General features: G+C 52.5%; 9 protein-coding genes. 4 read left to right on the plus strand and 5 right to left on the minus strand.

Annotation, left to right across the window (positions count from 1 at the left end; genetic code table 11):
* The 3 genes from ACN0YH_RS10755 to ACN0YH_RS10765 form a co-directional block, all read right to left on the minus strand.
* Positions 1 to 2082 carry an ATP-dependent helicase gene (locus tag ACN0YH_RS10755; protein WP_417379576.1) on the minus strand — a complete coding sequence of 694 codons (2082 nt, stop codon included), beginning with the start codon at positions 2080 to 2082 and terminating at the stop codon, positions 1 to 3.
* Positions 2083 to 2213: 131 nt separating this feature from the next.
* The gene (locus tag ACN0YH_RS10760; protein ID WP_417379577.1) at positions 2214 to 4775 is read right to left on the minus strand and encodes a DUF1080 domain-containing protein; all 2562 of its coding nucleotides are present in this window, start codon (positions 4773 to 4775) and stop codon (positions 2214 to 2216) included.
* A 71-nt stretch (positions 4776 to 4846) separates the two neighbouring features.
* Entirely contained in the window at positions 4847 to 6139 is a 1293-nt protein-coding gene (locus ACN0YH_RS10765) for a Gfo/Idh/MocA family protein (RefSeq protein WP_417379578.1), read from the minus strand.
* A 182-nt stretch (positions 6140 to 6321) separates the two neighbouring features.
* Here ACN0YH_RS10765 and ACN0YH_RS10770 point away from each other — a divergent pair, with 182 nt between their 5' ends.
* The 3 genes from ACN0YH_RS10770 to ACN0YH_RS10780 all read left to right on the plus strand — a co-directional run bounded on the left by ACN0YH_RS10770 (position 6322) and on the right by ACN0YH_RS10780 (position 8299).
* Positions 6322 to 7059: a helix-turn-helix domain-containing protein gene (locus tag ACN0YH_RS10770; protein WP_417379579.1), complete on the plus strand. Its 738-nt coding sequence runs from the start codon at positions 6322 to 6324 to the stop codon at positions 7057 to 7059.
* A 137-nt stretch (positions 7060 to 7196) separates the two neighbouring features.
* Positions 7197 to 7745 carry a pyridoxamine 5'-phosphate oxidase family protein gene (locus ACN0YH_RS10775; RefSeq protein WP_417379580.1) on the plus strand — a complete coding sequence of 183 codons (549 nt, stop codon included), beginning with the start codon at positions 7197 to 7199 and terminating at the stop codon, positions 7743 to 7745.
* Positions 7742 to 8299, plus strand: coding sequence for a hypothetical protein (locus ACN0YH_RS10780; RefSeq protein WP_417379581.1), 558 nt, complete (start codon positions 7742 to 7744; stop codon positions 8297 to 8299). The genes ACN0YH_RS10775 and ACN0YH_RS10780 overlap by 4 nt, the downstream gene beginning before the upstream one ends.
* A 75-nt stretch (positions 8300 to 8374) precedes the next feature.
* Here ACN0YH_RS10780 and ACN0YH_RS10785 read toward each other — a convergent pair whose 3' ends face one another.
* Positions 8375 to 9577 carry a hypothetical protein gene (locus ACN0YH_RS10785; RefSeq protein ID WP_417379582.1) on the minus strand — a complete coding sequence of 401 codons (1203 nt, stop codon included), beginning with the start codon at positions 9575 to 9577 and terminating at the stop codon, positions 8375 to 8377.
* Between the two features lie 64 nt (positions 9578 to 9641).
* Positions 9642 to 12029 carry a redoxin domain-containing protein gene (locus ACN0YH_RS10790; RefSeq protein WP_417379583.1) on the minus strand — a complete coding sequence of 796 codons (2388 nt, stop codon included), beginning with the start codon at positions 12027 to 12029 and terminating at the stop codon, positions 9642 to 9644.
* Positions 12030 to 12240: 211 nt separating this feature from the next.
* Here ACN0YH_RS10790 and ACN0YH_RS10795 point away from each other — a divergent pair, with 211 nt between their 5' ends.
* Positions 12241 to 12510 (plus strand): MoaD/ThiS family protein, encoded by a 270-nt coding sequence (locus tag ACN0YH_RS10795; RefSeq protein WP_417379584.1) that lies wholly within the window; start codon positions 12241 to 12243, stop codon positions 12508 to 12510.
* The last annotated feature ends 43 nt before the right edge of the window (positions 12511 to 12553 follow it).

Raw genomic sequence — 12553 nt, forward strand, 5'->3', positions numbered from 1 at the left:
TCAGGCAGACCACATGTTGCGGATGTTCTTGCGAATGTCTTCTGCCGTCGTTTCGATCTCGGCTTCCTGAGGCGTATCCAACGCATCGGCACTGAACGCCGGTCGTCGCTGAAACAGCGGGATCGTCTTTGGAGAAACAAACCGCGTCAGCTGGGCATAACTGTGTGCCTGGTTCCAGCGACGATTCTGGAAATACTGCCGATGAGGAAAGCAGACATAGAGCCAGTTTTTCGCCCGCGTCAGCGCGACATAAAACAGGCGGCGTTCTTCGTCGATTTCGTCTTCGCTTTCCAGTGACATCTCGGACGGAATACTACCATCGGCGGCCTGCAGCACGTAGACGGCGTCCCACTCCAGACCTTTCGATGAGTGAATGGTACTCAGTACCAGAAAATCATCGTCGTCCGCACTACTGGCAGCAGAGACATCCTGTGTCGAACTGGGTGGGTCAAGGGTGATCTCTTCCAGGAAACTCATGCGACTGCTGAAGCGACTGGCAACCTGCTCCAGTTGTTCCAGGTCCCGCTGCCGCGACGTGGCGTTATCATATTGCTGGTCGAGCAGGGGACTGTAAAACGTGCGCACCTGATGTACTTCCGCCGAGATGCCCCGCTTTTCTGATTGCGGCGAACTCAGGTTTTTCATCAATCGCACAAACAGTGGCCAATGCTCGACCGTCGCCGCCGGCGGTTTGAATTCCGACCACGCATCAAAGCGAAACTGCGATTCCGCCAGCAGGTTAATCAACTGTTGTGCCTTTTTCTGGCCAATGCCCGGCAACAGGGTCAGTACCCGCAGTCCCGAGACGGCATCGCGGGGATTTTCTGCCAGTCGCAGGTACGCCATCAGGTCTTTGACGTGTGCGGTTTCGATAAACTTCAAGCCGCCATATTTGTGATAGGCGATATTGCGACGCGCCAATTCTACTTCCAGCGAGAGGCTGTGGTGTGAAGCCCGGAACAGGACCGCCTGCTGATTCAGGGGAATCCCGGCTTCCCTGTGTTCGAGTACCTGCTGCACGACGAAGTCGGCCTGTTCGTTGTTGTCGCTGCAGTCGACCAGGCAGGGCGCTTCACCGCTGATTTTGGAGGACCACAGATTTTTCTCATGGCGTTCGTGCGCTTCGTCGATAATCTGATTGGTCGCCTGCAGGATGGGTTGTGTGCTGCGATAATTTTCTTCCAGCGTAACGACCGTCGTTCCCTCGTATTCCTGGGGAAAGTCCAGAATGTTCCGCACGGTCGCGGCCCGGAAGGAATAGATCGACTGTGCATCGTCGCCGACGACAGTCAGTCCCTCACCATCGGGACAGAGATTTTTCAGAATACCCGACTGCAGGATGTTCGTATCCTGGTATTCGTCCACCAGTACCGCTTCGAACTGGCCTCGCAGCAGCTTGCCACCCGCGGGATCAGCGGCCAGCGCATGCCAGAATAAAAGCAGATCGTCATAGTCGAGAATATTCTGTTTCTCTTTGCGATCTACAAACGCCTGAAACAGTTTCTTCAGCTCGTCGGTATGTTCCAGGCACCAGGGGTAGTGTCGTTCGAGGATTGGTTCCAGTTTGGAGCAGGTATTCACACAGCGGCTGTAAATTTCCAGCAGGGTCCCTTTGCGGGGAAACTTCTTGCCGTTATTGCCCAGCTCGAGTTCACTGCGGAGGGCGCTCATTAAATCTTCGGCATCACTGCGGTCAATGATGGTGAAGTCATCGGGCAGACCGATGGCCTGTCCGTAACGCCGCAGCAGTCGTGCTGCCGTTGAGTGAAACGTACCGCCCCAGATACTCCGCGATCGGGCCGAGGCGGAATTCTCGCGCCCCGCGCCCATTGCACGTAGCAGCGCATCGACGCGACGGACCATTTCATTCGCGGCACGGCGGGAAAATGTCAGCAGCAGAATCCGGCTGGGATCAATGCCTTGCGCAATCAGGTACGCAACACGATGCGAAAGCGTGGTTGTTTTTCCGGTCCCCGCACCCGCGATAATCAGCAACGGACCCGAATCATGGCAGGCCGCCGCCTGTTGCTCCGGATTGAGCTGTTTGAAAAGGTCTTCCAGTTGTGGGGGGATTTCTGACATCCATGCCTCGCCGAGGTCGAAAGAATTGCGAATCTGCTTTCTTTCTATTTTCGCCAGACAGACGGTGACCGCAAGGGGCGGAAATCAAAAATGTTGCTGAACGACTGTTTTTCCTGCGATTCAGGATGCGATCACAGTTCCCGCAGGCGGACATTACGGTAATGCGCTTCATTCACCAGATTTCCATGAATCTGCAATGCGATGATGCCTTTCAACGGAATCTGGGGGTCTGCTTCCGTAAAGTCGACTGTCTGTACATCGTTAATCCAGATACGGATGCGGGGCCCTTCACAGCGAATACGGTAGCTGTTCCAGTCGTTCATGCGGACAGGCTGATCACGCAGTTCTGCGGGTGGCCCTGCCAGAATCTTTTTACGGCGGGATTCATCGTACAGGCAGCCCCAGTAGCCGGTTCCCAGGTCCGCCTGGTAGCCACTGACTTCGTGATGATCGGGTATTTCCGCGGTCCGAATCTGCACGCCGGCGTTGGTTTTCTCACCCAGCAGTTTGAATTCAAGTTTGAGCTCAAAATCATCGTACTCTTTATTCGAGCGGAGGAATTCATTGCGTTCGACTTTCTCGGTCAGGCTGCCCGCGATGATTTCACCATCTTCAATGCGAAAGATCTCTTCATTGCCATGCCAGCCGTCGAACGTTTTACCATCGAACAAGGCTTGAAAGCCGAGTTCTTTCTCGCTCTGTTTCGCCTGTGCAGAGATCCGTTCGTGCTGCTGGGTGGCCCGCTGTTTGAGACCGTTATTTGATGTGGAAGCGATGACGCGTTGTAACGCATCGGCCAGCAGTTCGTCGTCAATCGGAGTTCCCCGTTCGGCCCAGGAGACAATCGTCGCACTCGCAGGGACATTCAATGATTTATCCTTGAGCAGTGAAACTGTGTAGTTGACGGCCTGAGGCGTCGGGTTGCGGCGGAGCACTTCGAACACGAGCTTCTTTTCATCGTTGCGTTCGGCAATCGCCAGTGTATTGCGGCAGACTTCCAGACGCTCTTCTGGCGTCATATTCAACTGCCGGGCGACGCGGATGTAACCACGCAGCGAGCGAATTTTGTATTTGTTGTTCTCCAGTGTTTTCGCCAGTTCCAGCAAGGGAGGCGCGACGTCGATGGTGACCCATTTCCCCAGCAGGTCGGTCGCTTTGTTCTGCAGTGCGTCGTCATTCGAACGGGCAGCTGCCACAACGGTATTAAGCGCGGTTTCGCCTCCGATGGCTGCCAACTGGTTGAGCAGGATCAGTTTCTGGTCATTGGTTGCTCCCCCCATCGCGCCGGCCAGAGCCTGTGCGGTTTCATCCAGCGGCAGTCGCGAACAGGCGGCGATGAGTGCCTGGCTGGCGGGGGAGTCGGGGCCGGAAGTGAGAGCGAGCTTAATCAATTGCGGAAGATCATTTAGGGATGTGGTACCGCCTAAAGCGGAGATCGCTGCCGATTTCACTTCAGGGTTTGAATGATGCACCAGTTGCAACAGGACCGGAGTCGCTGAGCTGAGGCGACAGCCACCTGCCAGTTTGATGCCTGCCAGCTGTTGTTCGCGAGTTTCGCTCTCCAGCAGCTTGCGGATACTGGTATCGATCTGTTTTTCGATTTCAGCAGAAGGCTGGCTGGAATTCAGTTTGATGATTACCGATTCTGCCGCTCCCGCGAGGTCGGCGTCTTGCTGTTTCACCATCGCCAGCAGGTGGTCCAGAGCCTGTGTTTTCTGTTTGTTGTTCGCAGCAGGAGCCAGTTCTCCAACGGCAAAAATCGCCTGCAGTTTCAGTTCCTGTGAATCGCCTGTGGTGGCTTTGATGATCGTGGGCAGGGCTGCAGGATCGTGTATGGTCCCCATCGCCGCCACCAATAATGCTTTGCGTTCTTCAGGCAGTCTCGGGTAGGTTTCAATGAGAGTGGACGTGGATAGTTTTCCCAGTTTCTGAGCCGCCTGCAGACCGGTGCGGAACTGTTTGAGATCGTCCGATTTGAGTTGTTCGGCTAGGAGTCCCAGGCCCGCTTTACCCTGCAGTACGATCAATCGTTGCGTCGCTGCCAGCTTGAGGTTTTCCGGAAAATCCGCATTCCGAACCGCGGTTGTTAATGCGACAGCGGTTGTGCTGTCTTTCGCTTCCGCCAGTGACTTCGCACACATCAGGCAGGCGAATCCGACTTCCTGTTGTAGTTTCTTATCTCCTTTTCCCAATGCTGCCTGTAGAGACTTTGCAGCGGCGGGCGTACCAATTTCGCCCAAAGCGTGGGCGGCGGCAATAGCCACATTTGTGTTTTTATCGGAGAGGAGCGGAGTCAGATCTTTGACCGCCTGTTTGTCTTTCCGCTTGGAAATGGAGTTGATGACGCCAACCAGCAGATTGCCTTTGACCGTTTTCAAGGCGTCCCGCAGGGCTTTGTCTGCTGCTGGAGCGGGGATGTTTTCCAGGGCCGAACGGGCATAAGTTGCCAGCTTTTCATTGCCCAGGTACTTGGCAATGACAGTTACCGACGATGCATCTCCAATGGCTGCCAGCCGACGACAGGCCATCGCTTTGTCGTAGGTATCGGCATCGGAGTTGAGTACCTTAACCAGCCGGGCGGCTTCGGGTGCATTTTTATCGGGGGTGGAATTATCAGCGGCAAAATTCATTGTCGGTGTCAGCAGCAGGCTGGATGCGCACAAAATGAAACCGGTAAATCGACAGATAGACATGAGCACAAAATCCTCGGGGGAAGAAGACGTTATCGGAAATATTCAAATTCGTTGTAAAAGCAAGACGCGAATCAGACAGTCCACGGCTCGCGCATCGCGCGGCTTCGCATGCGGTTGGCTTCTTCGTCGTTGACAAACTGTTCCGTGACGGGGTCGAATTGCACCTTGCGTCCCAGTTTCCAGGCAATCGCGGCTGCGTGACAGGCGATGTGTGAGCGGGCCATGACATCTTCATTGGCTGCAGGCTTGGAGCGGGTTTTCACACAGTTAAAGAAGTCACGCACATGAAACTTGGGCGAGGTCCCCGGAATCGAACTGGGTGAAGGGAGTGAGGCGCGGAGCTCATTCGAAGAGACCGCGGTCTGACCGGAGTCACCCGTTTCGACCCAACCGGCTTCCCCTTCAAAACGGACGGGACAGGTTCCCAGTCCCAGCCAGCCATTACGACGCATGACAAGTTTTACCCCGTTTTCGTAGACACACTCAATGACATTGTCATTGGGAACGTCCTTGGGCTCGTAGGTAACGGGCATCGTATCGTCGGCATCCAGCGCCCATTGGCAGATGTCGAGCGTGTGTGCGCCCCAGTCGAGCAGTTTGGCACCAGAGTCGAAGTCGTAATGACCTCTCCACGCACCATCCACATACGCATGGTTATAAGGACGCCACGGTGCAGGGCCGAGCCACATGTTCCAGTCAACGACTTCGGGATCGGGTTCCGGTTCAGCAGGCAGCCAGTCGTGGCGATCGATCAACTGGTAGATCGAAGCGTGGACGGTATGAATTTTTCCCAGCTGTCCGGTCTGCGCCAGTTTGGCGGCGTGGCCAAAGTTGGAAACGTTGCGGCGTTGGGTCCCCGCCTGGAAGACGCGACCGGTCCGTTGAATGGTTTCCTGCAGTCGTCGTGCCAGCTCAATGGAGATCGCACAAGGTTTTTCCGAGTAGACATCTTTGCCGGCTTCGGCTGCCATCATCGAGGCGGTCGCATGCCAGCGGTCGCCCGTGGCAATCAGGACGGCGTCGATATCATCGCGGGCCAGCAGTTCGCGGAAGTCGCGATAGGTGTCGCATTTCTGGTCGCCGTTCTGTTTGTCGGCCATCTCTTTGACGGTCTTCCGTTGATCGGCGCGAACATCGGCGATAGCGACGAAACGGACATCCGGCTGCTCAAGCATGTGGCTCAACACATAACCGCCGCGTCTGCGAATACCGATGCCTCCCAGATTAATCCGTTCGCTGGGAGCCACGGTTCCATTCAGACCGAGTGCGGTTGCCGGGATAATCGTGGGGGCTGTGAAAACAGTACTGGCGGCGGCTGCCGTCTTCATGAAGTCACGACGATTGAGAGCACTTTTCTTCGTCATCTGTTTCTCCTCGTTAGCCTGGGGGGAAGAGTTGGCTGGTATATGAATCAATGATTATAGCGGGTTGGTGAAACCAGTGTCTGCCTGGGTTTGTAAATTGTAATCGACGGGACGGGGGGCGTCTTGGAAATTCGAGGCGAATTTGTGTATATTTGGCGCATTTCTAGTTTTGATAATTTGTTATGAATGTTTCGTTACAACAGCAGTTTTTCAAAAAAGTCCCCGGTATTGAGCAGACCTGCCGCCTGTTCGAGCATCTGCCCGATGTGTACCTGGTGGTGAAAGATGAACGAGGACGTTTCATCAATCATAATGCGGCATTGTTAAGCTGGCTCAAGGTGGAATCGGGGGAAACGCTGATCGGCAAGACGGACTATGACATTCATGCCCGCGATCAGGCCGAAGCGTATCGGCGGGAAGATCGACGTGTGATGGAGACAGGGGAGCCGCTGGTTGATCTGGTGCATCCGGTGACGGGCGGCGAAGGGGCGACGACCTGGTTTCAGGTGATCAAAGAACCGCTGTTTGATGTGCGTGGTAATGTGGCGGGCATCGTGGGAATGATGCGCGACTTCCGTCGCGCGGGTCTGGCGATTGCTCCCTACCTGGAAATGCAGCGCGTCTTTGATTTCATTAACGATCATTTTCATCGCGAAATTTTCGTGACGGAACTGGCGGCGTTGATGGGGCTTTCCACCAGTCAGTTTCAGCGACGGTTCCGCAAGCTGTTTGATACGAGCCCGGCCAGTTATATTAGTCACGTTCGCATTCAGGCCGCCTGTCGACTGTTGACTTCGACGACCGCCACAATTTCGCAAATCGCGAACCAGACCGGCTTTTACGATCACAGTCATTTTTCGAAAGTCTTTAAATCACAGACCGGCGTCAGCCCGACCGTCTACCGCCGTCAGTATCAGTAACCGCTGATCTGTTTGTGTGTGGTTAATTTTCTCGAACCGATTTTGCCCTGTTCTTGTCCCTCTGCTATGATTGCGACATCGTAATCTGCTGACTGCCGACTTTCTGATCTAGTATTCAAACTAAGAGCATCCAGAACATGGGAAAACAAATACCCGAACTCGAAGAACAGCATATCAAATTCATCGCCGCACAAAAGCTGTTCTTTGTCGGCACTGCAACCGCCGACAGTCGCATCAATGTGTCGCCGAAGGGAATGGATTCATTTCGTGTGCTGGGGCCGAATCGTGTGATCTGGTTGAACGTGACCGGCAGCGGCAATGAGACATCGGCCCATATTCAGCAAGACGGACGCATGACGGTCATGTTCTGCGCGTTTACCGGCAAGCCTTTGATCCTGCGACTCTACGGTCAGGCACGCGTCATTCATCCCTATGATGCCGACTGGGACGAACTGTTTGCGCACTTTCCTTCGATTCCCGGTGCCCGACAGGTGTTCGACATGAGCGTCGATCTGGTACAGACCTCATGCGGGATGGCGGTTCCCTTTTTTGATTACGTCGAGGAACGCGAACAGCTTGCCACCTGGGCCAGCAAACAGGGAGACGCCGGCATCCACCAGTACTGGCACGATAAAAACCAGCAGAGCCTGGACGGCATTCCGACGAATATTCTGGATGGTGAATGATGCTTGACATGATTCCCGTCGGGTATATGGCCAAGCGAGTCGAAAGCAAACCGGACTTTCTAAAGAATTATCAGGTAGAAGATATCTACTCCGTCAGCAACTGTATCTCTGACCAATTCGCAGATTACACCGAATTCTGGAAACACAACGGCTACTGGTTCTTCGATTCACCGGAAATAATCAAAGCATTAGCCACAGCGCATGACATCAATTTACAGGGCACAAAGCTGTTTTACTATGAAGTTTACAAAGATCAGTACGACGAAGAAGATTCTGTATGGGAGACATTCAAACCAGAAAAATCGATGTTGACCAATGTGAAGGTTCCTGTAGACAAACAACTTGAAGGTTACGATATCGTATCGTTTTCGATGGGCCATGCGCCAGAATGTTCTTACTTATCTTGCAATCACATGGCAGAAACCATCAAAGTGAATCGCCATTGTCTGATTGAAACATTTGATGAAGCGAAAACACTTTTATCACAAGGTGTTTTCAAAGGCTGCGAACCAGGCCCGTATCGTATTTTTGCCGTTTATACAGTGGATGAATAAAGAAAAGGGTAAGCCCGAATACAATTCGGGCCGAGCGCAGCGAGCAGGAAGTTGTGAATGAAAAAGGAGTCATCCTTATGAAAGATAGCCCTGTTTTTTCAAAGACCGAAAACGGCTCCAGGAAACGGCTGATTTGATATCGTGATAAGGATTTTTTTCTCCGGTGTTATCAATGGCAGCGACAATAAAATCAGGTGTCACGTCAATGGTTTGAGACCAGTCGATCTTGTTTAATTTCTTCACAACCTTTCGAAGAATCTTTTTTCCAGATCGATAATCATCAATCTGGTCCATCTGCCGACAGTGAATCGCGCACTTCCGTTCTAAAATATTATCATTCAGTGGAAGTTCGACATTCTGTTCTCTGTTGCGCATTTCATCAGGAGCCCAGAGCAAATACCACTGCGGATCCGAACTGTTCATAATCCGTTCACGTTCCTGTAGACTGCCCAGTAATAAAAATGGAGGCCAGCCTGCACTAAAATCTTCTTCGCAATAGCAGAGGAGCAGACAATAAAACCTTTCCGGGGGAGACGCTTGCTCGATGGTTTCCAGAATCTGTTCCAGTAGCATCGGTTCAATCTGTTTTGCCAGTTGACTTAAGTTCTCGTTCTTTCTGGGGCGCTCATACTCAATAATCGGCGCAATCTTCTCATACACGGAACCATCTTCATTCAGATAGCGCTGAATGATCCTTTCAAGCCCGCCCCATTCATCACATTCGTATGTACGCTGAGTGCGTGCCGAAACCTCTCCAGATTTCCAGTTGACCGACGTTTCTGTGACGAGTTTACCATTCGCGTACGAGTAATGACTTTCCGCTACGGACCCGAAATGATGCTGGGTATAAGACCTGATGGGATGACCTGCTTTGAATCGGAAACGTCTCAGATACATTACCTGGGAATTATAGTTGGTGACCTGGATTTCATCTGAATGACTTTTTCCGTAAATCAGGTAGCAAGTACTATACGGTTCTTTCTTTCGCTTATCGTTGAGCCAGTAGTTTTCAATGACCTGGATTCTGCCATTATTGTCCAGTCCGTGTCGAAGATCTCCCGGCTTCGGTCTAGCCCCCTCTTTGAGCCATTCATGCTTCGTGTTGTAGAGTTCAGCGCGAAACGGTTCCTTGCGAGACATATCGTCAGACGCCCATCGCCAGGTGACAGTTTTGGCATAACAGCATTCTGAAATCCGCTTCAAAACATCCGGTTTTATATATTTTTCCAGCTCTGAGGAGAGATATTCAGGATCGAATGACTCAAGCATATCGATCATCGTCAATTTCCTGTTGCCTTTGGTAATTCCAAATGATACTCGCGACCACCCGAGGATCACTCCTTTACTTCTTCGAAATGGCGCCGACCACTTCTTTGTTACCGGTATTCGGCAGCAGTCGTTGTGCTTCCTGCAGGACAAATTTCGGATCCATGAACGGTTCGTAGCTGATATCCTGCCAGGCGACGTTGCCTTTGCCGTCGATGATGAAGGTGCCATGCAGGGGTTGTTTTTCGAAGTCGTCGAAGACGTGGAAGGATTTGAAGACGTCCAGCTTGTTGTTGGAAAACAGCGGGATGGGGAGGTCACCTTTATCATAATTTTTGATGGAAGTTTTCAAACCTTCAATGTTATCCGTACTGATGGCCATCAGCGGGAAGCCGGCCTGTTCGAATTCCTGCACCATGGGAGCGAATGCCTGCAGCTGCTCGGCACAATGCAGACAACTGAAGCCCAGATAGAAAATCAGCACATGAGGTTTGCCGCGAAATTCGTCAGAGCGGCGCACTTTGCCGGTCGCGTCTTTCAACTCCCAGGTCGGAGCAGGACTGGGTTTCCAGCGGAAGGGACCCAGTGAATTCAAGTCGGGACGGTCCCCCACATCGGTGGCGGCTGTTTTTTCCATCCGCCAGTCCGGTTTGAATTTCAGTTCGGCAGCGATTGGCGCTAGTCTCGTAAAGAGGGGCATGTCCAGATCAATGGAGGCGGAGATCTTCTGCAGCTTTTCGAATTCTTTTTTCGCTGTGTCTTTGTCACCGGCTTCCCAGAGCAGTTCCACGAGTGTCGCCTGCGGGTAAACTTCATTTTTATGAGAGCCAATCAGTTTGCGTAACGCTTTCTCTGCTTTTTTCCGATCGCCTGATTTCCATTGTATGGCGAGCAGATAGACTTCATCCGCGCCCCCCGCTTTCTTCAACAGTTCGTAACCTTTTTTGAGATCACCCTTGGCGATGGTCTGGTGTGCTTCCAGAGCTTTAATATTCTGTTCCAGTTTCCGGACGCGCGAAATAAATGGTTTTCCTGCCGATTTTTTAGCATCTTCAATGACAGAAGTACGACTTTCGTCTGGTCTGAGGGCGACCAGAGGTTCTGCAGTCAGGCTGGTTTTTGCTTTGGCTTCCGCTTTTTCAACGGTTCGTTTGCGTTCGGCTGAAACTTTCTCCAGCCGCTTTTTCAGTTGAGTCAACTGGGCATCACCCTGTTTGATATTTTGGGTCTGGTAATACGCCAGTCCCAGATACCGCAGGCGGTTGATCTGTTCTTCTTCCTCATCGGTTGGCTCTAAATATGGGGTCTGGCTCAAAGCGATCAGTTCGTCCCACAGTTCATACGTTCGCAGCACCTGCAGCAGACGCATGCGTCCGTATTTAGCACTGCCTCGTTTTTTGAAGGTATTAAATTTGGGATGCTGAGGCAGTTCTGTCATGTTTTTGGCGAGTGCCAGGGCATCGTGGACACGACCGATAAAGATCAGGTTGCGGATCAGCCATTCGTTATTGTGGGCGTAGTTGTGGATCTGATCAGGCAAGACAGCGTCGCGCATCATGTGTGCGTGATCGACGCGGGCCGAGGCTTCCTGCTGCCAGACCGCATCCTCATAGCGGTTTAATCGCGAATAGATATGGCCGGGCATATGCCACATGTGGGCAATGCCGGGGGAGGACTGTCCGCAGTTCGCTGCCGACGTCAGCGCCTGTTCCGGTTTGCGGTGATCCCACAGATGGATGCGATAATGGTGAGCGGGGTGCATCGGGTTCTTTGCGAAGATGTCCTGTAGCAGCGCTTCGGCTGCGATGTAGCTGGTACTGGCAGAACGTGAATTATACAGGTGCACCGCCAGAAAGGCTTTGGCTTCCAGATCATCGGGGTACGCGAGGATCAGGTCTTCCAGCGCTTTGGTATAAGCTTCGTTACGCTCTTTGGATTTTTTCTTATCCGCGTTGATGTAGGCTGTGAGCGCTTTGATGTACTGCTTTTCGCGCGGGCTGGCTTTGTCCAGCCGTTTGTTGGCTTCTTCGATAAATCCTTTGGCGCGTTTTTCATTTTTCAGATTACACATCGCAGCGCCCCAGAATGCCATGGCACAGTCGGGGTCTAAATTCGCGGCGTGACGGAAGGAGCGTTCGGCTTCCAGGTACCAGAAACCGTGGAGCTGCCCCAGCGCCTGGTCGAGAAACTTCTGTGCGGCCGGATTCTTCACCGTCACATCAAAGTGCACATCACCGGTGCCCCCCATCAGGTAGGCCTGACGGCGGGGACCTTCATTAAAAACTTCGCCATGATACGAGTGACCGGCCAGGGTTTCCTCGGCGGATTTCGTTTCCGTTTTCTCCACGTCTGTTGCTGCTTTGTCGGCGCTGTAAGCCGTTGTCAGCGGCAGGCAGAGCAGGCTGGCAGTCAATATAAGAAAAACACGATTTCTACGCATGGTCTCGGGCAGGAAGTTGTTCATGTGAGTCAACTTTTATGAGAATGAGGATGGTGGTTTATCTTCAGGAGAGAAACTTGATGTAGAACATGCCATTTTACCGAGACCACTTGGGGAATGTCGATGCTTCCGGGTATTTTCAGGCAGTAATTTCAAAAACCCCGATGGTCTGCTTTTGATCGCTAACCTGATTTTCATTGCCTCCGAAATATGTACAGTGTAGGATATGACGAATATGGTCCGAGTCGTATTTACTGCCAATCTGGAACGTCATCTCAGTTGTCCGGAAGAAACTGTCTCCGGCACAACGGTGCGGGAAGCATTGGAGGTGGTGTTTGAAACGCAGCAGCGACTCCGCAGTTATATTCTCGACGATCAGAGCCGACTGCGTCAGCATATGGTGATCTTCGTAGACGGCCAGACGATTGTGGACCGGGTCCATTTAAGTGATTCCATCTCACCCGAGAGTGAGATTTATGTGATGCAGGCACTTTCCGGCGGTTAATGGTTTTACCGTTTGTTCATTTCTGTCAGCAACATTTCCGAAG

It is taken from the genome of Gimesia sp. (genome assembly GCF_048262075.1).
Lineage (GTDB): Bacteria > Planctomycetota > Planctomycetia > Planctomycetales > Planctomycetaceae > Gimesia.